The organism is Burkholderia ubonensis subsp. mesacidophila (assembly GCF_002097715.1).
Classification (GTDB): Bacteria; Pseudomonadota; Gammaproteobacteria; order Burkholderiales; family Burkholderiaceae; genus Burkholderia; species Burkholderia mesacidophila.
Window position 1 is genome coordinate 2,530,861 of record NZ_CP020737.1, and the last position, 25,372, is coordinate 2,556,232.

General features: G+C 70.1%; 18 protein-coding genes and 1 pseudogene. 8 read left to right on the forward strand and 11 right to left on the reverse strand.

Translation table 11 applies throughout. The features are described from left to right. From hutU to hutH, 3 genes are read right to left on the reverse strand one after another with little or no spacing between them, the layout of a single operon-like run. Positions 1-1,689 carry a urocanate hydratase gene (hutU, locus tag B7P44_RS11830; protein WP_084904212.1) on the reverse strand — a complete coding sequence of 563 codons (1,689 nt, stop codon included), beginning with the start codon at positions 1,687-1,689 and terminating at the stop codon, positions 1-3. A 37-nt stretch (positions 1,690-1,726) separates the two neighbouring features. Next, a complete protein-coding gene (gene hutC / locus B7P44_RS11835) occupies positions 1,727-2,422 on the reverse strand; it encodes a histidine utilization transcriptional repressor HutC (protein WP_084904214.1) in 696 nt (231 codons plus the stop codon). Positions 2,423-2,426: 4 nt separating this feature from the next. Then, complete coding sequence (gene hutH / locus B7P44_RS11840) at positions 2,427-3,950, reverse strand: histidine ammonia-lyase (RefSeq protein ID WP_084904217.1); 1,524 nt, start codon at positions 3,948-3,950, stop codon at positions 2,427-2,429. A 216-nt stretch (positions 3,951-4,166) separates the two neighbouring features. On the opposite strand from hutH, the gene B7P44_RS11845 reads away from it, so the two are divergent. Next, positions 4,167-5,084, forward strand: coding sequence for a glutamate/aspartate ABC transporter substrate-binding protein (locus B7P44_RS11845; protein WP_084904220.1), 918 nt, complete (start codon positions 4,167-4,169; stop codon positions 5,082-5,084). A gap of 7 nt (positions 5,085-5,091) precedes the next feature. Here B7P44_RS11845 and B7P44_RS11850 read toward each other — a convergent pair whose 3' ends face one another. Beyond that, positions 5,092-5,856, reverse strand: coding sequence for a 4'-phosphopantetheinyl transferase family protein (locus B7P44_RS11850; protein WP_084904223.1), 765 nt, complete (start codon positions 5,854-5,856; stop codon positions 5,092-5,094). A gap of 62 nt (positions 5,857-5,918) precedes the next feature. Beyond that, positions 5,919-6,926, reverse strand: a complete 1,008-nt coding sequence (locus B7P44_RS11855; protein WP_084906622.1) for an alpha/beta hydrolase family protein — start codon at positions 6,924-6,926, stop codon at positions 5,919-5,921. 147 nt (positions 6,927-7,073) lie between these two features. Here B7P44_RS11855 and B7P44_RS11860 point away from each other — a divergent pair, with 147 nt between their 5' ends. Then, positions 7,074-8,015, forward strand: coding sequence for a LysR substrate-binding domain-containing protein (locus B7P44_RS11860; RefSeq protein WP_084904225.1), 942 nt, complete (start codon positions 7,074-7,076; stop codon positions 8,013-8,015). Between the two features lie 35 nt (positions 8,016-8,050). On the opposite strand, the gene B7P44_RS11865 is transcribed toward B7P44_RS11860, so the two are convergent. Continuing rightward, positions 8,051-9,031 carry an acetyltransferase gene (locus B7P44_RS11865; protein WP_084904227.1) on the reverse strand — a complete coding sequence of 327 codons (981 nt, stop codon included), beginning with the start codon at positions 9,029-9,031 and terminating at the stop codon, positions 8,051-8,053. A 337-nt stretch (positions 9,032-9,368) separates the two neighbouring features. Between B7P44_RS11865 and B7P44_RS11870 the strand changes: the two genes are divergently transcribed. Then, positions 9,369-10,736, forward strand: coding sequence for an MFS transporter (locus B7P44_RS11870; RefSeq protein WP_084904230.1), 1,368 nt, complete (start codon positions 9,369-9,371; stop codon positions 10,734-10,736). Then, a complete protein-coding gene (locus tag B7P44_RS11875) occupies positions 10,723-11,772 on the forward strand; it encodes a lactonase family protein (RefSeq protein WP_084904232.1) in 1,050 nt (349 codons plus the stop codon). The genes B7P44_RS11870 and B7P44_RS11875 overlap by 14 nt, the downstream gene beginning before the upstream one ends. A 27-nt stretch (positions 11,773-11,799) precedes the next feature. Here the strand turns inward: B7P44_RS11875 and B7P44_RS11880 are convergent, their stop codons facing one another. Together B7P44_RS11880 and B7P44_RS11885 are read right to left on the reverse strand one after the other, a co-directional pair. Continuing rightward, a complete protein-coding gene (locus B7P44_RS11880) occupies positions 11,800-12,837 on the reverse strand; it encodes an AraC family transcriptional regulator (protein WP_084904235.1) in 1,038 nt (345 codons plus the stop codon). A 148-nt stretch (positions 12,838-12,985) separates the two neighbouring features. Continuing rightward, complete coding sequence (locus B7P44_RS11885) at positions 12,986-13,567, reverse strand: hypothetical protein (protein ID WP_084904238.1); 582 nt, start codon at positions 13,565-13,567, stop codon at positions 12,986-12,988. Positions 13,568-13,857: 290 nt separating this feature from the next. Here B7P44_RS11885 and B7P44_RS11890 point away from each other — a divergent pair, with 290 nt between their 5' ends. Both B7P44_RS11890 and B7P44_RS11900 read left to right on the forward strand, forming a co-directional pair. Then, positions 13,858-14,958: a fatty acid desaturase gene (locus tag B7P44_RS11890; RefSeq protein ID WP_084904241.1), complete on the forward strand. Its 1,101-nt coding sequence runs from the start codon at positions 13,858-13,860 to the stop codon at positions 14,956-14,958. Between the two features lie 495 nt (positions 14,959-15,453). Beyond that, positions 15,454-16,587 (forward strand): glycoside hydrolase family 191 protein, encoded by a 1,134-nt coding sequence (locus tag B7P44_RS11900; RefSeq protein WP_231716611.1) that lies wholly within the window; start codon positions 15,454-15,456, stop codon positions 16,585-16,587. A gap of 111 nt (positions 16,588-16,698) precedes the next feature. On the opposite strand, the gene B7P44_RS11905 is transcribed toward B7P44_RS11900, so the two are convergent. The 3 genes and pseudogenes from B7P44_RS11905 to B7P44_RS11915 form a co-directional block, all read right to left on the reverse strand. After that, a complete protein-coding gene (locus tag B7P44_RS11905) occupies positions 16,699-17,325 on the reverse strand; it encodes a DUF4136 domain-containing protein (RefSeq protein WP_084904249.1) in 627 nt (208 codons plus the stop codon). A 22-nt stretch (positions 17,326-17,347) separates the two neighbouring features. Continuing rightward, entirely contained in the window at positions 17,348-21,229 is a 3,882-nt protein-coding gene (locus tag B7P44_RS11910; RefSeq protein ID WP_084904252.1) for a tetratricopeptide repeat protein, read from the reverse strand. Between the two features lie 187 nt (positions 21,230-21,416). Further along, a pseudogene (locus B7P44_RS11915) lies at positions 21,417-22,214 on the reverse strand (endo alpha-1,4 polygalactosaminidase); the annotation flags it as partial. Between the two features lie 803 nt (positions 22,215-23,017). On the opposite strand from B7P44_RS11915, the gene B7P44_RS11920 reads away from it, so the two are divergent. Continuing rightward, entirely contained in the window at positions 23,018-24,463 is a 1,446-nt protein-coding gene (locus B7P44_RS11920) for a PelD GGDEF domain-containing protein (RefSeq protein ID WP_084904258.1), read from the forward strand. Positions 24,464-24,563: 100 nt separating this feature from the next. Next, positions 24,564-25,364: a hypothetical protein gene (locus tag B7P44_RS11925; RefSeq protein WP_084904260.1), complete on the forward strand. Its 801-nt coding sequence runs from the start codon at positions 24,564-24,566 to the stop codon at positions 25,362-25,364. The last annotated feature ends 8 nt before the right edge of the window (positions 25,365-25,372 follow it).

Here is a 25,372-nt window from a genome sequence, read left to right on the forward strand (position 1 = left end):
TCAGCGGCCGAGCATCGGCAGCTTCAGGCCGGCTTCGCGGGCCGTCTGCTGCGCGAGTTCGTAGCCGGCGTCCGCGTGGCGCATCACGCCCGTCGCCGGGTCGTTCAGCAGCACGCGACCGAGACGCTCGTGCGCTTCAGCGGTGCCGTCGGCGACGATCACGACGCCCGAGTGCTGCGAGAAGCCCATCCCGACGCCGCCGCCGTGGTGCAGCGACACCCACGACGCGCCGCCCGCGGTGTTCAGCAGTGCGTTGAGCAGCGGCCAGTCGCTGACGGCGTCCGAGCCGTCCTTCATCGATTCCGTCTCGCGGTTCGGGCTTGCGACCGAACCGGTGTCGAGGTGGTCGCGGCCGATCACGATCGGCGCCTTCAGCTCGCCGTTCTTCACCATCTCATTGAACGCCTGGCCGAGGCGGTAGCGATCCTTCACGCCGACCCAGCAGATCCGCGCGGGCAGGCCCTGGAACGCGATGCGCTCGCGCGCCATGTCGAGCCAGTTGTGCAGGTGCGGATCGTCGGGGATCAGCTCCTTCACCTTCTGGTCGGTCTTGTAGATGTCTTCCGGATCGCCGGACAGCGCGACCCAGCGGAACGGGCCCTTGCCTTCGCAGAACAGCGGGCGGATGTACGCCGGCACGAAGCCCGGGAAGTCGAACGCGTTCTCGACGCCCATTTCCAGCGCCATCTGGCGAATGTTGTTGCCGTAGTCGAGCGTCGCCGCGCCGCGTTCCTGCAGCGCCAGCATCGCGCGCACCTGGACGGCCATCGACTGCTTTGCGACCTTCACGATGCTCTGCGGATCGACCTTCTGCGCCTCGCGCCATTGCGCGACGGTCCAGCCCTGCGGCAGGTAGCCGTTGATCGGGTCGTGCGCGCTCGTCTGGTCGGTCACGCAGTCCGGCGTGATGCCGCGCTCGACCAGTTCCGCGAACACGTCGGCCGCATTGCCGAGCAGGCCGATCGACACCGGCTTGCCGGCGCGCTTCGCTTCCTCGATCATGCCGAGCGCTTCGTCGAGCGTCGTCGCCTTCTTGTCGACGTAGCGCGTCTTCAGGCGGAAATCGATGCGCGTCTCGTCGCATTCGACCGCGATCATCGAGAAGCCGGCCATCGTCGCCGCGAGCGGCTGCGCGCCGCCCATCCCGCCCAGGCCGCCCGTCAGGATCCAGCGGCCCGACGGATCGCCGTTGAAGTGCTGGTTCGCGACCGAGAAGAAGGTTTCATAGGTGCCCTGCACGATGCCCTGGCTGCCGATGTAGATCCAGCTGCCGGCCGTCATCTGGCCGTACATCATCAGGCCCTTGCGGTCGAGCTCGTGGAAGTGATCCCAGTTCGCCCAGTGCGGCACGAGGTTCGAGTTCGCGAGCAGCACGCGCGGCGCATCCTTGTGCGTGCGGAACACACCGACCGGCTTGCCCGACTGGATCAGCAGCGTCTCGTTCTCTTCGAGATCCTTCAACGACGCGAGGATTTGGTCGTAGCATTCCCAGTTGCGCGCCGCGCGGCCGATGCCGCCGTACACGACGAGCGCATGCGGGTGCTCGGCGACTTCGGGATCCAGGTTGTTCTGGATCATCCGGTACGCCGCTTCCGCGAGCCAGGTCTTGCAGGTCTTCTCGCTGCCGCGCGGCGCGCGGATCGTGCGCGTCGGATCGAGACGGGGATCGATGTGTTTCGGATGGTTCATGACGACTGCTCCCGAAGGAAATGGAAAATCAACAGATTCAGAAATGCCCGGTGAAGCGATAGCGGCTGCCGGGATGCCAAAGATTCGCCACCGAGGCGACGACGCCCTGCGACCAGGTGCGCCGATGTAAAACCAGACACGGTTCGACGTCGTCCATCCGAAGCTGCTCGCGCCTCTCCGGCGCGGGTGCGGCCGCTTCGATCCGGTACTCGACGCGCTGCAGCGGGGCCGCGCGCATCAGGTACTGGTTCGGCGTCGTGTTCGTGAAATCCTGCTCGGCGTAATCCGGCGCGACCGCCGGATTCACCCATCGTTCTTCGAGCTGCACCGGCTCGTCGTTCTCGAAATGCAGCACCTGCGAGTGAAACAGCTTCGCGCGCACGGCCACCTGCATCTCGTCGGCGAGCGCCTCGTCGGCGCGGATCGTCTCGAGACCGAGCACGCGGGCGTGGTACGCATGCCCGCGCGCGTCGACCTCTTCCGAAATGCTGCGGATCGCCACCAGCGTCGATTCGTACTTCGGCCGCGCGACGTAGGTGCCGGCGCCCTTCATGCGCGTCAGCACCTGCTCGGCCGTCAACTCGCGCAGCGCGCGGTTGACGGTCATGCGCGCGACCTTGAACTCGCGGGCCAGCTCGTTCTCGGAGGGCACCTGGTCGCCCTCCGCCCACTCCCCGGCATGAATGCGGCCCAGGATGAAATCCTTGATCTCCTGGTAGACCGGCGCGCTCATCGCGTTACTGTTCCGATGCGAACGAGAACGGGCTGTGCTTCGCGAACGCACGCTCGCCGACCAGCTTCGCGATCACCGCGATGTCCGGCGCGAAGTAGTGGTCGAGCTCGTAGTGCGCGACCTTGCCGCGGATCGTTTCCATCACGGGCGCGAGCTTCGGGCTCGTGTGATGCGGCGCGCGCAGGTCGACGCCCTGGGCGGCGGCCAGCAGTTCGATCGCGAGGATGTGCTTCGTGTTGTCCGCGATGTCGGCGAGCTTGCGCGCGGCGAACGTCGCCATCGACACGTGGTCTTCCTGGTTCGCCGAGGTCGGCAGCGAGTCGACCGACGCCGGGTGCGCGAGCGTCTTGTTTTCCGATGCCAGTGCGGCGGCCGTCACGTGCGCGATCATGAAGCCCGAGTTCACGCCGCCGTCCCGTACGAGGAACGGGGGCAGGCCCGACAGCGTCGCGTCGATCAGCAGCGCGATGCGGCGCTCGGCCAGCGCGCCGATTTCCGATGCGGCCAACGCGAGGTTGTCGGCCGCGAACGCGACGGGTTCCGCGTGGAAGTTGCCGCCCGACAGCACTTCGCCGGTATCCGGGAAGATCAGCGGGTTGTCCGACACGGCGTTCGCCTCGACCAGCAGCACGTCGGCCGCATGGCGCATCTGGTCCAGGCACGCGCCCATCACCTGCGGCTGGCAGCGCAGGCTGTACGGATCCTGCACCTTGTCGCAGTCGCGGTGCGACTGGTTGATCGGCGAGCCTTCGAGCAGGTCGCGGTAGGACGCGGCCGCGTCGATCTGGCCTTGATGGCCGCGCAGTTCGTGAATGCGCGCGTCGAACGGCTTCACCGAGCCGGCCGCCGCGTCGACCGACAGCGCGCCCGCGACCAGCGCGGTGCGGTACAGGTCTTCGATCGCGAACATGTTGTCGAGCGCCAGCGCCGTCGACGCCTGCGTACCGTTCAGCAGCGCGAGGCCTTCCTTCGCCTGCAGCGTGAGCGGCGCGAGGCCCGCGACGCGCAGGCCGTCGATCGCGCTCGCGCGCTCGCCGCGGATGAACACTTCGCCGACGCCGAGCAGCACGGCCGACATGTGCGCGAGCGGCGCGAGGTCGCCCGACGCGCCGACCGAGCCCTTCACCGGAATCAGCGGCAGCACGTCCGCGTTGAACAGCTTGATCAGCGCGTCCATCACCTCGCGGCGGATGCCCGAGTGGCCGCGGCCGAGGCTCGACAGCTTCAGCGCCATCAGGAGGCGCACCGACGAGCGCGCCATCGGCTCGCCGACGCCGACCGCGTGCGACAGCACGAGGTTCTTCTGCAGCAGCTCGAGCTGGTCGTGCGGGATGTGCGTGCTGGCCAGGCGGCCGAAGCCCGTGTTGATGCCGTAGGCCGGCTCGCCCTTCGCGGCGATGTCGGCAACGGCCTTCGCGCCGGCGTCGATCTTCGCGAAGCTGGCCGGGTCGAGCGTCAGTTGCACGGATTCGCGTGCGATCTGGCGCAGTTGCGGGAGGGTCAGGTGGCCGGGGGTCAGCGTAATCATGTGAGCAATCCTGTCTAGACAAGTTCGAGATGGATGCAGTGTAGCCATCCGAACTTGTCTAGACAACCCGTTTTCCCCCGATTTCGACTCGGGAGTTTCCCTGATGCCCGAAACGGTCCGCAGGCCGGCGCACCCTGGGACGGCACTTATCATATGTTGCTGTTATTTTTGTTTTGGCAACATACGATTCAGTCCATCCACCATGAAGAAGCCGCCATGAATACCCCGTCCCGCTTCACCGCCCTGCTCGCCCGCTGCACGTTCGCGGCCGCCTGCGCCGCGGCCTGTGCGCCGCTCGCCGCGGAGCCGCTCGCCGGCACGCTCGCGAAGATCCAGCAAAGCAACGTGATCGCGATCGGCCATCGCGAAACGTCGGTGCCGTTCTCGTACGTCGACGCGAGCGGCAAGGTGATCGGCTTCTCGCAGGACCTGTGCGACCGCGTGATCGCCGCGGTCAGGGCGCGCACCGGCAAGCCGGACCTGCAGGTGCGCTTCATCCCGGTCACGTCGCAGAACCGCATGCCGCTCGTGCAGAACGGTACCGTCGACCTCGAATGCGGCGTGACGACGAACCTCGCCGCGCGTCACGCGCAGGTCGCGTTCTCGACGACCTTCTTCGTCGCGACGACGCGCCTGCTCACACGCACGACGTCGGGCATCCGCGACTTCCCCGACCTCGCCGGCAAGACCGTCGTGACGAACCAGGGCACGACGTCCGAGCGGCTGCTGCGCAAGATGAACGAGGAAAAGAAGATGAACATGCAGATCATCAGCGCGAAGGACTACGGCGAGGGGCGCCTCACGCTGGAATCGGGCCGCGCGGTCGCGTACATGATGGACGACGTGCTGCTCGCGGGCGTGCGCCAGCTCTCGGCGAAACCGGCCGACTGGACGATCGTCGGCACGCCGCAATCGTCGGAGGCCTACGGCTTCATGCTGCGCAAGGACGATCCGCAGTTCAAGGCGCTCGTCGACGGCGTGCTCGCGCAGGCGATGAAGAGCGGCGAGATCAATGCGCTGTACGAAAAATGGTTCATGAAGCCGGTGCCGCCGAAGGGGCTGTCGTTCGACTTCCCGATGAGCGACGTGATCAAGGCGCGCTACGCGGCGCCGAACGACGCGCCGCTCGAATGAGCGGCGCTCACGCGCGCGTCCACGCGACGCACGCTGCGTAGCCGGGCGCCGCGTCGAGCCACGCGGCGTTGAAGCCGGCCACGCCGGCCGCGGGCGCGGCGGGCGAGACGACCTCCACCGCCGGCGTCGCCGCATCGCGCGGCGGCACCACCGCGAACGCCCGCAGCCCGCCGCCGATGCCGGTGCCGAGCGCCTTGAGCAGCGCCTCCTTCGCGGACCACACGCGCATGAACGCGTCCGCGCGCGCGGCGTCCGGCAGCGCGTCGAGATAGGCGGCTTCGCCGGCCGCGCACACTTCGCGCGTCAACGCGCGCCAGTCGGTCGCGCGGTCGCAGCGCTCGATGTCCACGCCGACCCGGCAGCCGGCCGACCACGCGATCAGCGCGTGATCGCCCGCATGCGACACGTTGAAATCGAGCGGCGCGCGATGCGCGGGATCGAGCGCCGGGCGGCCGGCCTCGCCGACGACGAGCGCCACCGCCTGCGGCGCGATGCCGAGCTGCGCGCCGAGCACGTCGCGCAGCGCCACGCGCGTGCCCGCGCTGCGCACCGCGTCCTGCGGACGCAGAAAGCGCCCCGCCCGCGCGCGTTCGGCGTCGCTCAACGCCGCATACGCGGGCGACGCGAGCGGCACCTGCCAGTCGAAATCGACACGCACGACCTGCACGCCCGCGCGGCGCGCGGCCGCCGGGACGTCGAGCGGATACGCAAGATACGCACGATAGGCGGCAAACGCGTCGCGCGCGGAATCGGGAACGGACGGGATGGACATCGATGCGGGACCGGCAGGACGAAAGGTTCGATGTTAATCGATCGCCGTGCGCGCGGCGGCGTTCAACCGCGCCCGGCCGTGCCCGCCGGCGCATGCCGCGCCCGCGCCGCCGCGTGGCGCGCATGGACGGCGCCCGGCGCATCGGCCGGCAGCGCGCCGTGCTGCAGCCAGTGCAGCGCGAGCGGCCACAGCGTGCCGGCGAAGCGGCTGTGGAAGAACGCGAAGTGCCCGATCGCGTCGACGCCGATATCGCGCGGCGCGATCCGCAGATGCGTGACGTCGCTGCCCGTGTAGTAGCCGACCAGCCGCTCGATCGCGGCGACGGTGCCGAACGCGTCGTCGTCGAGCCCGATCGCGAGCATCGGCGCGGCGAGCGCCGCGAAGCGCGCGGGCAGCGCGGCGCGGCTCGCGACGTGCTCGGCGTGCGGCGCGCGCGCGTAGACGTCCTCGAAGCGCGGACGCGAGCGCGCCCACGACAGCGCGACGCCGCGCGGCGTGTCCTCCATCCAGCCGAGGCGCTTGGCCGGCACGTAGCCGCAGGCCGCCGCGAGCATCGGCATCGCGACGTGCCACTTCCACCACATGCGCCGCCGCTCGGCCGGCAGGTAGTCGCGCCAGTACGCGTACTGCGCGCCGACCGTCAGCACGTGCCGCACATGGCGGTTCGACGCCGCCAGCCCGAGCGCGAAACCGCCGATGCTGTGCGCGACCACGTCGAGCGGCTGGCCGGGAAACGCATCGCGCGCGTACCGCAACGCGGCCTCGCAATCGAGCCGCCCCCAGTCGAGCCAGTTCGCGCGCAGCCCTGCGAGCCGCGCGGGCCGCGACCCGCCGATGCCGCGATAGTCGTAGACCAGCACGTCGCGCCCGTGCTCGAACAGCCACGCGGCAAAGCGGAAGTAATAGTCGCAGCGCACCGACGTCGCGCAATTCACGACGGTGACCGGCCGGCCGGCCGCGCCGCCGCCGCGATGCCGCCACACGTGGCCGCGCAACAGGTAGCCGTCGGCCGCGCGCAGCGTGACCGGCTCGGGCGGCAACGCGCCGGCCGTCTTGCTCGAATTCGTCATCTGTCTCCTCGCGCCGGCCGGTCGTCCGCTGCCGGCCGCCCCGCCCTTCGTCATGGCATGCAACGCACGCATGGGCCGCCCCGGCCAAACTTGACGCGTCGCGCAAACTCCACCAATCTTGCTGCTTCGTTCACATGAATCCAACGCATGTCAACGCCTCTCGTCCGTCTCCCTTCGCTGGACCTCGTGCGCGGCTTCGTCGCCGTCGGCCGCCGCATGAGCATTACGCTCGCTGCGCAGGATCTGTGCGTGACGCAATCCGCGGTCAGCCGCCAGGTGCATGCGCTCGAAGCGCATCTCGGCGTCGCGCTGCTGCAGCGCGGCTACCGCAAGATCGCGTTCACGCCGGAAGGCGAGCGCCTGTTCCGCATCGCCGACGCCGCGCTGCACAGCCTGCAGGACGCCGTCGGCACGCTCACCGCCGCGCGCGAGCGCCAGCCGGTCACGATCACCGCGAGCATCGGCGTCACGGCGCTGTGGCTGCTGCCGCGGCTCGGCCGGCTGCAGGCGCGCCATCCGGAGATCGACCTGCGCGTCGCCGCGAACGACAAGGTACTCGATTTGCGCGCCGAAGACATCGACCTCGGGATCCGCTACGCGCCGCGCGACCGCGCGCCGGAGGGCGCGCTGTACCTTTTCGACGAGACGGTGGTGCCGGTCGCGCACCCGGCGCATGCCGCGCGGCCGATCGTGGATGCGGCCGCGCTCGCGGGCCACGTGCTGCTCGAATTCGACGGGCAGCCGCAGACGCAGCTGCAATGGCACGACCACCTGTGCGCGGTCGGCCTCGGCGACGCGCGCCCGAAGAGCGTGCTGCGCTTCAACCAGTACGACCAGGTGATCCAGGCGGCGATCGCCGGCCAGGGCATCGCGCTCGGGCGGCTCGCGCTCGTCGCGCCGATGCTCGCGGACGGCCGGCTGACGGTGCTCGGCGCGCACGGGCCCGTCCCGCAGAACGGCTACGCGTACTGGCTGTACCAGCGCGACCCGGCGGCGCGGCGCGAGGTGGCCGAGGTGCGCGACTGGATCCGCGCGGAAGCGGCCGAATGCGATGCGGTCATGCGCGCGCAGGCCGCCGCGCAGGGGTAGCGCGCCCCCGTGCGCAGACGGCGCGCGATGCGACGTCAGTCGAGCCGGAACGCCGCCTCGAAGCGAGCGACGAACGCATCGAATTCCGCTTCCGGCAGATGGTTGATGCCGGCGGCGCGCTTGCGCCCGCCGCCGGTCGGGAAGGTGCGGCAGAAATCGTCGGCGCCGAGCGGCCGGCCGTCGGGCACGCGCACGCTGACGCAGAACCCGCCGTCCGCGCGCGGCGACAGCACCGCGAGCGCGACGCCGGGCGCGTTGCGCATCCGCTCGTTCGCTAGCATGCCCGCTGCGCGCCGCGCCCACGCCTGATCGGGCATCCGGATCAGCGTCGCGCCCGGCACCTCGCGCAGCGGCGCCAGCGCGCAGGCGCGCGCGAGGTCGTCGCGGCAGCCGTCGCGCAGCGCGGCGAACACCGGCGTGCCGTGCACGAAGTCGAGCGGGTCGGCCCACGGCAGCATCACGTCGGCCAGCGCCGCGGGATCGAAATGCAGGTCGCCGACGCAATCGCCGTACGCGTTGTAGTTCAGGTAGCGCCCGAGCTCCGCGAGCGTGCGCGCGTGCGCCGCGCCGATGCCGTGCGCCTGCGCGAGCCCGTCGCCGAGCGCCGGCAGCTCGTCGCCGAACGCCGCGACGATCGCCCAGCGCACGTGACGGCCGCCGAGGTAGCGGTTCACGAGCGCGCTCGTGCACACGTCCGCCGCCGTGTCGATATGCGCGTCGAAGCGCGGATCGTCCGGCAGTTCACCCGCGAAGTGATGGTCGAAATAGCGGATAGCGACGCCGTCACGCAGCAGCCGGGCGACGGCCTCGCGATTCTGGTCGTGCGACACGTCCAGCACGGTGACCCGGTCGCCCGCGCATGCGTCGACCCGCGCAAGCAGGCGCACGTCGCGCTTCACGCCGGTGACGAGCGCGCCCCGCTCGCCCTCGGCGAGCCGCAGTTGTTGCAGCGCGCACAGGCCGTCCGCGTCGCCGTTGAACGCGAAGAAGTGCCGTCCGCTGTCGCGTGCCCGCATCGTCTGTTTTCCTGTTCCTCAACGCGGCTTGGCGCCGCTGTCGTTCGCGTCGATCACCCGATATTTTGACGCCACCGCGAACGCGCCCGTCAATACCGCCTCGTCGGTGCGGCGGGCGATTCGGCTCCTGAAATGACATCTTTGTCATACGTCATCAGATATCAAATCCGTCTTTTCAAGCCGCCTCGATCGCCAATTAACCCAATAACCAGCAACTTCTCGGGTATACCCGTGACGCCTCCAAGCGCATCGGCGCGTAACATGTCATACGACGACGTACTACATAACCTCGCCACGCCGGCGCCCGAAACGCCTGCCGCCCCGACCGGAGACACCCTTGAACACGCCCTCGCCCGCCCGATCCGGCCGCGACCCGCTCGCGTCCGCCGTCTCCAAAGTGAAATGGCACGTGCTGCCGCTCGTGCTGATCATGTTCATCGCGAACTACATCGACCGCGTCAACGTCGGCTTCGTCGACCGTCATCTCGAGGCGTCGATCGGCATCGGCGCGGCCGCGTACGGGCTCGGCGCCGGGCTGTTCTTCGTCGGCTACGCGCTGTTCGAGGTCCCGTCGAACCTGCTGATGCAGCGCTACGGTGCGCGCGTGTGGCTCGCGCGCATCATGGCGACGTGGGGCGTCGTCGCGGCGTCGATGGCGTTCGTGTGGAACGACACGTCGTTCTACGTGCTGCGCTTCCTGCTCGGCGCGGCCGAGGCCGGCTTCTTCCCCGGCGTCGTGCTGTACCTGACGCAATGGCTGCCGCCGCAGGAACGCGGCAAGGCGATGGCGATCTTCCTCGGCGGCTCGGCGTTCGCGTCGGTGCTGTCCGGCCCGGTCACGGGCGCGCTGCTGTCGGTTCGCGGCCTCGGCCTGCAGGGCTGGCAGTGGATGTTCGTGATCGAAGGGCTGTTCTCGGTCGTGCTGTGCGGCGCGAGCTGGCTGCTCCTGAAGTCGCACATCCGCGACGCGACGTGGCTCACGCCGGACGAGCGCAGCGCGCTCGAAAGCGCGCTCGACGAGGAACGCGCGAAGCGCGACGTGCGTTCGCGCGTGCACGTGCCGGCGCGCGCGCTGCTGAAGGATCCGCAGATCGTGCTGTTCTGCTTCCTCTACTTCTCGATCCAGCTCACGATCTACGCGGCGACCTTCTGGCTGCCGACCATCATCCGCAAGATGGGCGGCCTCACCGACTTCCAGGTCGGGCTCTACAACACGATTCCGTGGATGATCGCGATCGGCGCGATGTACGGCTTCGCGGTGCTGTCCGCGAAGTGGAAGCATCCGCAGCGCTGGCTCGCATGCGCGCTCGTGCTGGCCGCGTGCGGGCTGTTCGCGTCGACGTCGCATGATCCGGTGTGGTCGTTCGCGTCGATCTGCTTCGCGGCGCTCGGCTTCAAGGCCGCGTCGTCGCTGTTCTGGCCGATCCCGCAGGGCTATCTCGACACGCGCGTCGCCGCGGCCGTGATCGCGCTGATCAACTCGATCGGCAACCTCGGCGGCTTCGTCGCGCCGACGGCGTTCGGCTATCTGAAGCAACATACGGGTTCGATCACGGGCGGCCTGTACGCGCTCGCGATCGCGTCGCTGGTCGCCGCGGTCGCCGCGCTGTTCGCCCGCACGCACCGGCGCAGCGACCCGCCGCGCGGCCTGCCGGCCGACGAACCATTCACGTCTTCCCCGATGCTCCGCCATGCCGAACACTGACCGCCTGACCGTCATCGTCTCGAACGCCGTCGACGGCGATCTCGCCACGTTCTCCCTCGACGCCGGCGGCACGCTCGCGCCGCTCGGCCGGCATCCGGCCGGCGACGCCGTGATGCCGCTCGCGCGCTTGGCCGACCGGTCGCGGCTGTACGCGGCGACGCGCGGCGAGCGGCCGTCGATCGTCACATTCGACGTCGGACCGGGCGCCGGCGCGCTCAAGCGCGTCGCGTCGGCCGCGATCGACGCGAGCCTCGCGTACCTGACGCTCGACGGCAGCGGCCGGTGGCTGCTCGGCGCGTCGTACGGCGGACATTCGCTGAGCGTCTACGACGCGGCGCGCATGCGCGACGGCGACGGCGTGCCGCTGCAGGTGATCGGCGGCATCCCGAATGCGCATGCGGTGATCGTGTCGGCGGACGACCGGTTCGCGTACGTCAGCTCGCTCGGCTCGGACCGGATCTTCTGCTTCGAGCTGGCCCACGACATGCGCGGCCTGCGCGTGGTCGAGCGCGGCGAGGCGCGCGTCGAACGCGGCTTCGGGCCGCGTCACCTGCGGCTGTCGCGTGACGGTCGCACGCTCGTCGTGGTCAGCGAGTTCGAGGCTAGGCTCGCCGTGTTCGCGCGCGACCCCGACAGCGGCCGGCTCGGCGACGCGCGCGTGACGCCGCGCCCCGCGGCGCTCGCGCCGCTCGCGCAGGGCCATCCGCGGCCGCCCGCGCCGGTCGAGCCGGCCGTCTGGGCGGCCGACCTGCACCTGAGCCCGGACGAGCGCTTCGCTTACGTATCGGAGCGCACGACGAGCCGGCTCGTCTGCTATCGCCACCACACGGACGGCGCGTTCGAGGCCGTGCACGCGACCGACACCGAAGCGCAGCCGCGCGGCTTCGCGATCGACCCGTCGGGGCGGTTTCTCGTCGCGTGCGGCGAGCGCTCGGAGCACGTGTCGGTGTATGCGATCGCGCCCGAAAACGGCGCGCTGTCGCTGCGCGCGCGCGTGCCCGGCGGACGCGGCGCGAACTGGATCGAGATCGTGTGACGCAACGCGACGCGCCGCCGCCGCCGCTCAGCGCCGCTCGCTGGGCGCGACGCCGGTCCAGCGCTTGAACGCGCGCGTGAAATTCGCGCGGTCCGTATAGCCGATGCGCGCGGCGATCTCGTCGACCGGCAGGCGCGTGCCTTCGAGCAGCCGCAGCGCGTCGCGCAGGCGGATCTCGTCGAGCAGCCCCGAGTAGGTCGCGCCGTATTCCGCGAGCTTGCGCTTCAGCGTGCGCGCGGACACGTGCAGCTCGCGCGCGAGGTCGTCGAGCGACGGGTAGCCGCGCGCGCCGCAGATCAGCAGGTTGCGCACCCGTTCGACGACGCTCTCCGCGTAGCCGAGCCGCGCGAGCTCAGCTTCGCACTGCTGCACGATCATCTGCGCGGTCTGCGCGTTCGCGGTGCCGATCGGCTCGTCGAGCAGCGCGGCGTCGCAGCGGATGCGGTTCGCGCTCGCGCCGAAGTGGCAGCGCGGCAGCCGCGCGTAATACGGCGCGAACCACGGCGGCTCGGGCCACGCGAAATGCAGCTCCGCGCGCGACTTCAGCGTGCGCCCGGGCGCGGGCTCCAGCAGCGAGTTGAACAGCATCGCGGTCTCGACCATGAAGTTCTCCACCGCGAACTGGCGCAGCCGGCCGAGCGGAAATGCCTCGAGCACGTCGATCTGGGCGAGGCCGTCGAGCTGCGTGAGCCGCACCGAGAAGAACGGCACGCGGGTCGGCAGGTAGCGGATGCCGAGCTGGATCGCCTCGCCGAGCGTCGCGCAGCTCATCAGCCCGAAGCCGATCAGCCCGGATTTCGTCAGGCTGCTGCGCAGGCCGATCTCGATCGCGATCGACGGGTCGTTCGTCGCGTCGAGCAGGTTGAAGACGATCGCGGCCTGCTGCAGCGGCGTGATCCGCGCGTCGGGCTGCGCGAGCCGGTCGCGCGCGATGCCGGAGCCGGCGAGGATCCGGCCCGCGTCGATGCCGCGCTCCTCGGCGAGCATCAGCATGAACAGCGCATACGCGGACGACACCGTCGCCTTGTTCAACTGGCGCGCGGCATCCGGGACGGACAGGGCCATGCGGCGACTCCGGAGCGGGTTTCGCGGATTGTAGCGGCCGCCGGCCCGCGGTGACACATGGGCAGGACTCCAGGGTCTGTTCACGCTAATAACCGGCTTGCGCTGGCCAGGCCCTTGGGTCCGCGTGAATCGGCTCGACGCACGTTCATCACGCGCACCGTTCACGCGCGATCGCCAGCGCGGCGTCGACGCCGCCATGACGATAGGCGGCGCGAACGGCAGCCGCCCGGGCCGCCAGCGCTTCCGGCGCAGGCCCTGCCCGCAACCGGACGACGACGCGCGACAACGGGGCGAGCTGTTCCCGCAGGCGAACGATCAGCCGGCAGCATGGCGACGCCGCCGCGGGCGCGTCAGGGTTCAAGGCAGCATCGGCGAACCCGGTCACCCACGTCACGGCCGGATCGTGCCGGGTCGCGTCGAGATGCGGCAGATAGCGCGCCTCGCCTGACAGCGCAACCAGCAGCGCGGCCCAGTGGATGCCCGGCCACCCGTCATGCCGGGTCAGGTCGGCCAGCAGCGCATCCGTCAGCGCGGACAGGCTTTGCTGGCACACGTAATGGAAGTCGAGCGGCGCGTATCGCACCTGCGGATAGCCGCGCAGCAGATGCTCGAATTCGGCGCCGGCGTCGACGACGTCCGTCAGGAACCGTTCGGCCGAACCGGGCCGGTTCAACCGCACGGACGGAACGTGCGAGAGCAGGCGGGAGACGTCGTCGGGCAGGTAATGCATCGCAGACCTCGTTGTCGCGGGAGCCGGACAGCGCGCGACGAGGGGCGATGCATCGCCTCTCGCTTCAGTTCGCCCGGATCAGGCCGCGGCATGTCACCCCGGCATCTTGCCTCAACCTGCCGCACGAACCTCGCGCGCGTTGAACGCAATGACCCGCAATGACCCGCCATGCCCCGCAATGGCCCGAAATGACACCGCCATTGGCACCCCCGGCCCTCGCGCGCGGTGCGGCGCGCGCCTATGCTTGACCCATCGGCATAGCGCCCCACTCTTTCGCAGGAAACCGGTCGATGAGCCAGCGAGCCCGAGTCACGTTCCGCGACGACGCGGAGAAAGTCGCCTACGTGCGCCGCGAGGTCAACGCGGCAAGCGACGCGATCCGCGCGCGCTTTCCGCTGCTCGACCGCCAGAACCTGGTCGGCGCGAGCGTGATGGCCGCGTGCGTCGCCGCGCTGCTCGCAAACGCGTGGCTGTACGCGCGCGGCACGCTCGCGTGGTACGTCGCGCTGCCGCTCGCGGCGTTCGCGACGTCGCTGATCCACGAGCTCGAACACGACCTGATCCACCTGATGTACTTCAGGAAGACGCCGTGGGCGTACCACCTGATGATGGCGCTGTGCTGGCTCACGCGGCCCGGCACGATCAATCCGTGGACGCGGCGGCGCATGCACCTGCATCACCACAAGGTGTCGGGCGGCGAGTCGGATCTCGAGGAATTCGGGATCACCAACGGCGAGCGCTGGGGCGTGAAGCGCCTGCTGATGATCGCCGACGGGATGCTCGCGGTCGTGCTGCGCCCGGCCGCGATGCGCCGCAAGGTCAGGCAGTACGTCGCCGCGCAGCCCGTGCAGGATGCATCCGGGCGCGCGCAGCTGCGCATCGAGCAGGTATCTTCGTACATGCCGGTCGGGCACCTGTACTACGCGCTGTGGCATGCGTTCATCGTCTACCACGTCGGACTGTTCGCACTGCATGCGTTCGGTTACGCGGTCGCGGCGCCGACCGTCGTCGCGCGTGCGATGCGCGTCGTCGATTTCCTCGCGGTGGTCTGGCTGGGGCCGAACTTCGTGCGCAGCTTCTGCATCAATTTCGTCAGCTCGAACATGCATTACTACGGCGACATCGATTCGCGCAACGTGATCCAGCAGACGCAGGTGCTCAACCCGTGGTGGCTGCTGCCGTTCCAGCTGTTCTGCTTCAACTTCGGCAGCACGCATGCGATCCATCATTTCGTGGTGCGCGACCCTTTCTATATCCGCCAGCTCACGGCGAAAACCGCACATGCCGCGCTGCGCGAAGCCGGCGTGCGCTTCAACGACGTCGGCACGTTCGCGCGCGCGAATCGCTGGGGGCCGTATCGCCCGGCGCGTGGCGCACAGGCCGACTTGTAACAGAAACCGTAACCAGCGGTAATCCTTTCGCGTTCAAGCACTACCTGAGCCTCGCCGCGCAACGCACCGGCGCCGCGCGGCAGCGCGCTTTGCCCCGCCAATTCCTCTGTCCTTACGTGCTGTTACGCGGTATACATCTCGTTACCTTCGCAAAAATCCTGCTCGGTTAAAGTCGGTCTCCAATTGATTTAAATCATCAGATTTAATTATCGATTGGTCTAATAAATAAGAACCTATTCTTCTCTCCGAAAGGCCGGCGCGCGCGGATGTGCGCGGCGGTGGAGAGTTGGCGGCGTCCAAAGCCGCCACGCGTTCGGCTCTGTCGGTGTCACGGCAGGCCCGTCGAACGTCGCTTGCTGATTCCCCTGATTGCAGCTCCGGACGCTCATGAGCGCCGCGTCGTCGCGCGCGCCGGTTCGTCGCGGCGTTGTGTCGGGGGGTGTCCTCCGGTTATGCGCAACCGGCCTCCGCACCACATTGAACAGGAATCATCCGATGCGAAAGATTGCCCCGTTGGCCCTCTCCCTGATCCTCCCCTTCGCCCTTGCCGCCTGCGGCGGCGACGACGGCGGCACCCAATCCGCCAGCGCCCTGAAGTGGAACGGCGGCTGGGGCAACTGGAGCGGCCGTAGCGGCTCGACCTCCACCTCGTCGACGGGCTCGGGCACGTCGACCTCGTCGGGTTCGACCTCCGGTACGACTTCCGGTACGACTTCCGGCACGACCTCCGGCACGACGTCCGGCTCCACCACGCCCCCGGTCACGACCGTGTCGGGCGGCCCCGGCTTCGCGGTCTCCGCGCCGTGGATGACGTACTACGGCGACAACACGGGCCTCGACGTGACCCGCGCCGCGAGCACGTTCCGCATCATGGACGTCGACCTCGATCCGGGCGTCGGCAACTTCACCGCGGCCAATATCGCGGCGCTGAAGAACAACGGCCAGAACAAGGTGCTGAGCTACCTGAACCTCGGCTCGTGCGAACACTGGCGCGACTATTGGAACAGCGCACCGAGCGGCTTCGTGTCGTGCGGCGCGAACACGGCCGCGCAACGCGGCGCGTACCAGGGCTATTCGGACGAGACGTGGATGGACCTCGGCAACGCCGACTACCAGAACCTGATCCTCAACTACGTTGCGCCGCGTCTCGTCGCGCAGGGCGCGGACGGCTTCTATCTCGACAACATGGAAATGGTCGAGCACGGCACGTCGACCACCAACGGCCCGTGCGATGCGTCGTGCAGCCAGGGCGGCCTCGACCTCGTGCGCAAGCTGCGCCAGAAGTATCCGAACCTGCTGATCGTGATGCAGAACGCGACCAGCGACGTCACGCGCCTCGGCACGACCGGCGGCGTGAAGTTCGCGAGCCTGCTCGACGGCATCGCGCACGAAGAGGTCTATATGCCGAGCTACGACCAGGGCGCCGAACAGGAACTGCTGAACTGGAAGAGCATGAACCTCGCGCCGGGCGGCCATCCGTTCTGGATCGCGACGGTCGACTACGTCGGCTCGTGCACAAACACCGCCGACGCGTCGAGCGCGTACAGCTCGGCCCGTTCGCACGGCTTCTCGCCGTACGTGTCGGACGCGAGCGCCGGCCAGGGCACGGTCTGCTACTGGGGCTTCTGATCGCCCGTCACGCGTCGCGCACGCCCTGCGCGTGACGCGCCGGAGGCCGGGCACAAGGCCCGCCTCCGGTTCATGCTTTCATGCGGCGCCCGCTCGGGCGCCGCGCGCACGCTACGAACGCGCGCGCCGCTCCCCGGCCCCGACGACGGGCGCGAGCAGCTGCCGCACCAGCCCCTGCGCGACGCTCGTCGCCGCATCGCGGCTCCAGCCCGTGCGGCTCGCGGTTCCGCTCCACACCACCGCGCCGGTCTGCAGGTCGATGATCTGCAGCGCGATGCCGATCGCCGGCTCGCCGTCGACCCCGACCTTGTAACGCCACTCGTTCACCGCGCCCGTCAGCCCGTAGCGCAGGTGGTTGTCGGTCGCCCACTTCCTCGCCTTGCCGACATCCGTGCCGGTCCAGTCGACGAACATCCCGTCGTCGCCGGGCGCGCGATACTCGCGCACGTCGGTGTAGCCCTGCGCGCGCAGGAAGCCCGCGACGATCGACGCCGCGCGCTGCCCGGCGTTCGCGGTCTCGGTGTTGTTCTCGATCGGCAGCACGGCCCAGCCGGTGTTCGCCATGCGCAGGTCGCTGTTGCCGCCGTTCGCCTCGAACGGCGACACGGGGCCGCTGTCGACCTGCGCGCAGCCGGCGAGCAGCGCGCCCGCCGCGGCCAACGCCAGCCACCAGCGGCGGGCGGTCCTTCCGTGCCGCGCCGGCTTGTCCGCCGCATGCGGCGATGCGCTCTCGTTCATTTCGCTCTCCTTGCTTGACAGGTCAATACATCCAGCGATAGCGGATGCCGACTTCGGTGAAAGGCGTCGACTGGTTCGCCGACGCGCTGGCATGGGTGATGTAGAGGCCGAGCTGGTCGTTGCCGAACACGCTGCCGACGACGCCCGCCGTCACGCGCTCGCCCCACTTCGCATTCGAGTCGTACAGCGGGCCGACTTCGAGGAACGGCCGCCAGCGGCGCGAATAGCTTTCCAGCAGCCCGTTGCCGAAGCCGCCGAGCAGCGCGACCTGCGTGAAATTTCGCGGCACGAACAGCGGCGACGTCAGCGGCACGCCGTTCGGCGCCATCTGCTGCAGCAGCGCGCCCGGCGTGCCGTTCGCGGTGTACTCGCCGTGCGTGACGGCCACGCGCACCGTGAAGTCCGGATACGCGATGCGCAGCTTGTAGCCGCCGTCGGCGGTGATCAGCGTGCCGTGCCCGAGGTACGAGCGGTCCTGCCCGTAGAAGCGCGCGTATTCGACGCGCGCCCGCGTGAAGATGTGCGGGTCCGGCTGGAACGCGACCGCGCCGACCACGTTGTCCTTCACGCCGCCGACCTGCAGCTGCGCGGATTCCGTCGCCTCCTGGTTGCGCCCGAGCGAATAGCTGAAGCTCAGCGGCCGGCCCTCGAACAGCGCGCCTTCGACGCGCACCGTCGTGAAGTCGCGCAGCGCATTGCGGCGGCCGAGCACGAGCGCTTCGCGATCGATCGTGCCGTAGCGGCGCAGCACGCCTTCGAAGTTGCGGTCCTTGCCGGGCACGCCGGGCATCGATGCGTCGCCGTGCTGCGCGCGGTCGACGTAGCGGAACGCGAACGCAAGCGTCGGCGTGATGCGCACGCCCGCGCCGATGCTGGTCTCGTAGAACAGCAGCGGCCCGGTATGCAGATACCGGAAGCCCGGCGCGATCGCCTGCGCGGTCGGCATCACCGCGTCGACGTAGGTCGCATGCATCGTGTCGTTGTCCGGCAGCAGGTTCTGCGCCTGCGCCGCATCCTGCTGCGCCGCCTCGATGCGGCCCGCGCGCGCTTCGGCGGCGATCTTCGTCGCGCTCGGCATCGGGTCGGCCGGATCGTCGAGCATCTGCGACAGCTTCGCCGGGTCGTCGTCCGCGAGCGCGAGCGCCGCGTTCGCGTACGACGGCTGCGACAGGCGCTCGGTGTAGCGCCACGCGAGCCAGTCGCGCTCGAAGTCGTACGCGTCGTGCGACTGGCTCCACGCCAGCATCGCCTCGCGCGCGACCGCCGAATCGCGTTCGTCGCGGCGGCTCAGCGACTGCGCGGTGGCAGGCGGCAGCATCGACAGGTCGCCGAGATCGGTCGCCGCCTTCGACGCCGGCGCGGCACCTGCCTGCGCGTCGCGGCGCAACAGCTCGATCAGCAGCCGCTTCGACGCATCGCTGCCCGCGAAGCGGTCGGTGAGCGCGATGAAGCGCACGCGCGCCATGTCGTATTCGTCGGGCGTCATCTGCTGCGGCCGGCGCTGGTCGATCCGCTCGCGGTGCAGCTTCTTCCACGCGGTGCGACGGATTTGCCATGCCTCTTCGGTCTGGCCGTCGAGTTCGAGCGCGTCGGCAACCGTCAGCCGCCACAGCACGTCGTCGCGGTGCGACGGCAGGTTCAGGCGCAGGAAATGCAACGCGGCGCGCGCGTCGCCGAGCCGCAGGTAGGCGGCCGCATACGCGGCCGTGAGCGGCGTGTCGCCGGTGGCCCGCGAACGGTAGGTGCGCAGCGCGGTGCGCAGTTCCGCGTCGGTGCCCGAGTCGTTCAGCAGCCAGATCAGCGCGACCTGCGCCTTCGCGTCGTCGGGCTCGATGCGCAGCACCGCGCGCACGTCGTCGACCGCCCGCGCGGGCTCGCCGACGAGCCGCCAGTATTGCGAGCGCGCCATCAGGTATTCCGGATCGCGCTCCGCGGCGGCGGCCTGCGCGGGCGTCAGCGAATTCAGCAGCGTCGCGATGCGCTCGTACGCGCGGGCGCGCGTGTAGTAGTACACCGCACGGCGCAGGTCGCGCAGCTCGCCGGTGCGGCGGTACGCAAATTCGGCGACGCGGCCCGCGTCGAGCGGTTGATCGTCGAGCGCGTCGATCATCTGCTCGAGGTCGCTCGGCGTTTCATGCCCGCTCTTCAGCAGGTGCCGCGAGCCTTCGACGACGACGTCCGGTTTGCCGGCCAGTTTGCCGAGCGTCGCATACAGCCGCCAGTACGCGTCGGCGTTTGTCGCCGCGTTTGTCGCCGCGTTCGCCGCGGGCTTCGCTTGCTCCAGCGCCGCGAGCGCCTCCGCATAGCGGTGCTGGCCGTAGAGCGCCACCGCGATCTTCGTCGCATACGCCGGGTTCGGGCCGTACTCGCGTTCGAGCGTCTGCCACGTGCGCAGCGCCAGCGCATCGTCGCCGGTGCGCTCCGCGAGCGCCGCGGTACGCTCCAGCACCGGCTGGCGCAGCGCGCCGCGCGCCTGCATCGCGAGGAAGCGGATCGCCGCGCCCGGATCGGCGCGCCCCTCCTCGATCGCGACATACGCATCGATCCATTCGAGCTGCTTGCGGCGATCGACCTTCGCGCCGCCCCGCTCGAGCTCGTGCTGCATCGCGGCCAGCAGCGCGCGATCGTCGCGCAGCGCGGGCGCGAGCCGCAGCACCTGCTGCCACGACGCTTCGTCGTTGCGCGTCTTCGCGAGCCACATGTACGCATCGAGCGCGACGCGCGGCCGGTTGTTCCAGGTCGCGACCTGCGCGAGCCGCTCGTGCCATGCGACCGATTCCGGATCGCGCGCGAGCGCGCGTCGCGCGACGTCCTCCGCTTCGCGCAGCTTGCTGTTCTGCAGGTAGACCTTGAACGCGAGCTCGTCGTCGGACTGCGCGGCCTCGTCGCCGGACGCCTTGCCCGCTGCCGGCGCTGGCGCGTCGTCCGCATCGTCGGCCGCCTGCGCGACGCGCACGATGCGCGGCCGGTCGCTCCAGCGCCACACGGCGAACACGAGGCGGGGCGCGTCGGCGGCTCGGCGCTGCGCCGCCGACGGCGCCGCGTCCGCGTGCTTCGACGCGCCGTGCAGCTTCACGAGCTGGTTCGTGTAGTCGGCGGCCAGATCAGGACGCCCCGCCGACAGCGACAGCGAGATCAGGAAGCGCAGCGTGCGCGGGTCGGTCGCGAGTTCGCCGACGTGCTCGCGCGCGGCGACGATCGCATCGCCGAGCAGGTTGCCGCCCTGCAGCGCGCGCAGACCCGTGAAGAAGAACGAGCGGCGCTCGGCCTTCGACGTCGCGCGCTCGCTTGCCGCGAACGCGGCGCTCGCCGCCTCGCGATAGTGTCCGCTCGCGAGCTGCGTGGCCGATTCCTTGCCGAGCCAGTACGTCGCGCGCGCCGGCTCGCGCGCCGCGAGACGATGGTAGTAGCGCGCGGCGAGCCCGCCGTCGTTCAGCGAGAGCGCCTTGATCGCGAGCGTCTGCAACTCGGCCGGCGACCACGGCGCGTTGAGCGCGTCGTTCAGCAGCGCATCGAGCCGCGCGATGCGCCCGATGCGTTCGGGCGCGCCTTCCGGCAGCGCATAAAGGCGCTGTTCGGCGAGGCCGATGTCGGTCAGCAGCGCGCGCGCGCGCACGTCGGCGTCGGGCGACGCGCGCAGTTGCGCGACGAGCCGCTCCGCGTCGTCGTAGCGGCCTTCGCCGATGTATTCGCGGGCGAGGTGCTCGACGGCGCCCGCATTGTTCGGATCGGCACGCAGCCACGCGCGCAGGTAGGCGACGGTCAGCGTGTCGGCTTCGCGGCTTTCGAGCAGCGCGCGTTCGAGCGTGCCGCGCGGAAACACCGCGACGAGCGACAGCGCGACGGCCGCGCCGAAGCCGGCGATGCCGAGCGGCGATACGAGTCGTTTGCGGTCAGATTGCACGGTCGGCCCCCCTGTCGACGAATTGCCCGGAACCGGCCGCTGGCGCGCCCGCCCACCCCGCCGTCTCGCGATGCGCTTGCGCGGCGGCCGCGGCATCCGCCGCCGGCGGACCCGCGCGGCGTTCCGCGCGCACGGCCTCGCGCGCCGCGAGCGCCGACGCGAGCAGCCCCTGCGCGAACGCGCCGACGCCGACGCCGACGACGTCGAGCGCCGGCCCCGTCACGTACGGAATCACGCCGGCCGCGCGGATCCGCGCCGCGGTCTCGCGCGCGCACGTGTCGTCAGCCGGCGGGCAATAGTCGATCGACACGACCGGCAGGCCATATGCCTTCGCGGCGCCCACCTGCAGCATCAGCCACGCCCGATCGGCCGGCGTCACTTCGGTATAGCGCTGCTGCGCCTGGTTCCAGCCGCGATAGAGCGACTCGAACGCGACCGCATACACGCTCGCATGCACGCGCCCCAGCAGCTCGAAGCCGCGATTCAGGATCAGCCGCGCGGACGGAAAGCGCGCCTTGATCGCATCGATCACCGCAACTACGCCCGCCTGCTGGCGCACGCGCTCGGCATCGGTCTTCGCGACGATCTGATAGGAATCCAGCGTATCGAGGAAGAAGCCGCGAAAGCCGCGCGCCCACAGCGGTGCGATCACATGCTCGACATAGAACGCCGGCCATCGCGGCGCCGCCTGGTCGACGACCGCCGAGCCCCACGCGCGGTTCTCGCCGTGCAGCCACGCCTTCGGGATGTCCTTGAAATACGTGCGCGCGGTCGTCACTTCGCCAACGCTCACGTACGCGAGCCACGCGGTGCACGGCGTGTCGGCCGCGCGCGGATCGAAATCGCTGTCGGGTTCGACGACCACGCTGTCGAACGACGACAGCGCGGCGACCGGCACATGCGCGCCGTAGAAAAACGCAAACGTGGGAAGCGGCGCCACGGCCGCGCCGGCGGCGCCCGCGCGCGCCTCGGTCGCGTCGGCCATGGCAAGCGGCGCCGCGCACGTGGTGGCGGAATCGGCTGGAAGCGGTGCCGTGTCGAGAGAAGCAGCCTGCGCCGACGCCGACAGCGGCGCGAGACACGCAATGAGCGTCCTCACGCCGACCAGGCGACGTCGAATCCTCCCCAACATGACCATGCCCCCCGGGCCCAACGGCTGTTGGCTTTGCACTACGAACCCCTGTGTTGTCTTTCTTGCGTCGCGGCGCGTCCTCCCGGTTCTCGTGTCACGAAGCACACGAACACGTCGCGCTGTCGAATCGGTCGCGCATGAAAGCGCGCTGCCTTGGATGAAGAAATAGACCAAGACATTTCGAAGTTCAAGGCGCCGAACCCTGCAGGATCACGAAACGTCGGGGCGGACTTTCCCGTAGTGCGCGCGCCCCATCCCGCGCCGTTACACAGGTGTTACATGCCGCGACTGCCGGGCTGTGCAACGGGCGGCGAAACCGACAACCGACTTTCACCTGGAACCGTTGCACACGCACGCGCCGGATGTCGCCCCGGATGCGAACCGCGGCAAGTGCGGCTGCGAGCGCGCCGACACCGCGACCGACGTATCGGCGATGAAACAAAACCGCGCGTTTCGCGCCACGTTTCTCGGCCCGAATGCCGCGACACGTCACCCGGCGTGCGTCGCGCAAGGAGACCCGCTCACTGGTACGTTATTTGCGTCAACGCGAGGGGCAGCATCGACGGCGCCGACGTCGAGCCCTGCAGCGGCCCGCCGAATTCCAGCATCGCGGCGGCCGCGGCACACGACAACGACCAGGATGCGCGAGATAAGCGATGGCCATCGACACCAAATCGACACGATTCGACGCGGGCATGGACGCGCAGGCCGACGCGCCGCCGCGCGTGCCGCGTGCCGGCCTGCGCGCGCGCTTCCTGCGGCGCGCGTCGACCGCGCGTTTCGCGTCGTTGCTGCCCCGTGACCACGCGGCGTCGTATGTCGCGCTCGAAACGCTCGTGCTGTCCGTCGTCGTCTTCGCGCTGTGCCGCGTGCTGTCCCCTGCCGATCCGCTGCTGATCGGCAAGGCGTTCCCGTGGCTGTGGCTGCTGCCGCTGTTCGTCGCGCTGCGCTACGGAACCGTCGCCGGCCTCGGCGGCGGCGTGCTGCTGGCCGCCGCGTGGGGGGTGTTCTATGCGCGCCTGCCGCTCGCCGACGTGTTTCCGCGCGACTTCTTCGTCGGCGGCTTCATCACGATGCTGGTCGCCGGCCAGTTCAGCGACACGTGGGCCACCCGGCTGTCGCAGGCACGCGTGTCGAACACCTACCTGAGCGAACGCCTGTCCGTGCTGACGAACAACCAGTACCTGCTGCGGCTGTCGCACGACCAGCTCGAACAGGACCTGCTCGTTCGGCCGTCGACGCTGCGCGACGCGCTCGCACGGCTGCGCGGGATGATGCTGCGCGACGACGCCGGCCCGGACGCTGCGCTGCCCGGCGCGCAGCGCTTTCTCGAAACCGCCGCGCAGGCGTGCCAGATCGAGGCCGCGCAGATCCACGCGCTGCAAGACGGCGTGCTGGCCGCCGCGCCCGTCGCCGTGACCGGCGCGCCGTTCGATCTCGACGCCGACGATCCGCTCGTCGTCGCCGCGCTCGACGAGCTCGCGCTCGCGCATCTGCAGTCGCTCGACGCGCGCGACCGAGCGCACACCCGCTACGTCGCATGCGCACCGCTGATCGGCGCCGGCGAGGAAGTCGTCGGCGTGCTCGTCGTGTCGGAGCTGCCGTTCCTCGCGCTGACCGCCGACAACCTGCAGCTGATGTTCGTGATGGGCAGCTACTACGCGAACGGCGTGCACCACGCGGCCGTCACGCGCGACGTGCTGCACGCGTTCCCGGATTGCCCGTACGACTTCGCGCTCGAATATGCGCGGCTCGCCGACCTGCAGCGCACGAGCGGCATCGCGTCGTTCGCGGTGCGGCTGCTGTTCGACGCGAGCCTCCAGGCGCAGGCGATCTTCGATCACATCGAGCGGACCAATCTCGACTTTCACGTGCAGTGGATCGTGCGCGTCGGCGGCAAGCGCGCGCTGGTGTTCCTGATGCCGTTGTGCGACGAGGTCGCCGTCGACGCGCAGCTGCAACGAATCGAAGCCGACGTGCGCAACCGCTTCGGCATCGGCTTCGCAGACGCGCGGGTCGCCGCACGCTGGATGCCGCTCGCCGGCGCGCCGTCCGACGACGCGCTGCGCCAACTGCTGGCCGACCGCGATGATGTCGCGTGACCCTGCCCCGCGTGCGTCGCGCAATGCGCGCGCCCGCACCGCCCGTGCCGCGCCGCCCACAGCGGCCGCCCCGCCACGTCGGCACCCGGCGTGGCCGGGCGTGCGCGCGCTGCGCGCGACGCGCGCGGCCGCCCGCTCCGCGGCGGATGCGATCGCGCGCCTCGCCGCGCGCCTGCGCGCGTTCGCGTTTCCGCGTCTCGACGAAGGGGCGCTGATCGCGCTCGTGCGCGAGCCGCAGTTCGCGCCGCACCTGCTCGCGACGCTCTCGTATGCGCAGGAGCATCAGGTGAAGGAGGGCCTGCTGAACCGGCAGGCGGCGGTCGGCCGCCGCGTGACCGCGCTGGTCGCGATGCAGACGATGCCGGTGCGCGCCGCCAGCCCGATCCTGCACGCGCTGCTGAACGACCCGGCCGACGACGTGCGCCTGCTCGCGTACGGCATGCTCGACAAGAGCGAGAAGCGCGTCACGCAGCAGATCGTCGTCGAGCGCGCGCGGCTCGCGCGGCGGCTGTCCGACGACGAGCGCTACCGCGTCGACAAGACGCTCGCCGAACTGTATTGCGAGCTGGTCTACGCGCGTCTCGTCGAAGGCGACGTCTATCGCAACGCGCTCGAGCAGGGCGACGCGCACGCGGTGTGCGCGCTGCGCCACCAGCCGCTCGACGGCGCGCTGTGGCGGCTGCGCGGCCGCCTCGCGTTCGAGACCGGCCGCCTCGACGACGCCGACGCGATGCTGAAGAAAGCGATCGACTGCGGCTTTCCGCGCGTGCGGGTGCTGCCCTATCTCGCCGAGATCGCGTACCTGCGGCACGACTACGCGGCCGTGCGGCGCTGCCTCGACGACCTGCCGGCAGTGCCGCCGCACCGGCTCGCGCCGATTGCCGACTACTGGAATACGTGACGAGGAAC

Excerpts from the sequence above, each read along its gene's own strand:
- hutU (WP_084904212.1), bottom strand. The coding sequence starts at position 1,689 with ATGAACCATCCGAAACACATCGATCCCCGTCTCGATCCGACGCGCACG.
- hutC (WP_084904214.1), bottom strand. The coding sequence starts at position 2,422 with ATGAGCGCGCCGGTCTACCAGGAGATCAAGGATTTCATCCTGGGCCGC.
- hutH (WP_084904217.1), bottom strand. The coding sequence starts at position 3,950 with ATGATTACGCTGACCCCCGGCCACCTGACCCTCCCGCAACTGCGCCAG.
- B7P44_RS11845 (WP_084904220.1), top strand. The coding sequence starts at position 4,167 with ATGAATACCCCGTCCCGCTTCACCGCCCTGCTCGCCCGCTGCACGTTC.
- B7P44_RS11850 (WP_084904223.1), bottom strand. The coding sequence starts at position 5,856 with ATGTCCATCCCGTCCGTTCCCGATTCCGCGCGCGACGCGTTTGCCGCC.
- B7P44_RS11855 (WP_084906622.1), bottom strand. The coding sequence starts at position 6,926 with ATGACGAATTCGAGCAAGACGGCCGGCGCGTTGCCGCCCGAGCCGGTC.
- B7P44_RS11860 (WP_084904225.1), top strand. The coding sequence starts at position 7,074 with ATGTCAACGCCTCTCGTCCGTCTCCCTTCGCTGGACCTCGTGCGCGGC.
- B7P44_RS11865 (WP_084904227.1), bottom strand. The coding sequence starts at position 9,031 with ATGCGGGCACGCGACAGCGGACGGCACTTCTTCGCGTTCAACGGCGAC.
- B7P44_RS11875 (WP_084904232.1), top strand. The coding sequence starts at position 10,723 with ATGCCGAACACTGACCGCCTGACCGTCATCGTCTCGAACGCCGTCGAC.
- B7P44_RS11880 (WP_084904235.1), bottom strand. The coding sequence starts at position 12,837 with ATGGCCCTGTCCGTCCCGGATGCCGCGCGCCAGTTGAACAAGGCGACG.
- B7P44_RS11885 (WP_084904238.1), bottom strand. The coding sequence starts at position 13,567 with ATGCATTACCTGCCCGACGACGTCTCCCGCCTGCTCTCGCACGTTCCG.
- B7P44_RS11890 (WP_084904241.1), top strand. The coding sequence starts at position 13,858 with ATGAGCCAGCGAGCCCGAGTCACGTTCCGCGACGACGCGGAGAAAGTC.
- B7P44_RS11900 (WP_231716611.1), top strand. The coding sequence starts at position 15,454 with ATGCGAAAGATTGCCCCGTTGGCCCTCTCCCTGATCCTCCCCTTCGCC.
- B7P44_RS11905 (WP_084904249.1), bottom strand. The coding sequence starts at position 17,325 with ATGAACGAGAGCGCATCGCCGCATGCGGCGGACAAGCCGGCGCGGCAC.
- B7P44_RS11920 (WP_084904258.1), top strand. The coding sequence starts at position 23,018 with ATGGCCATCGACACCAAATCGACACGATTCGACGCGGGCATGGACGCG.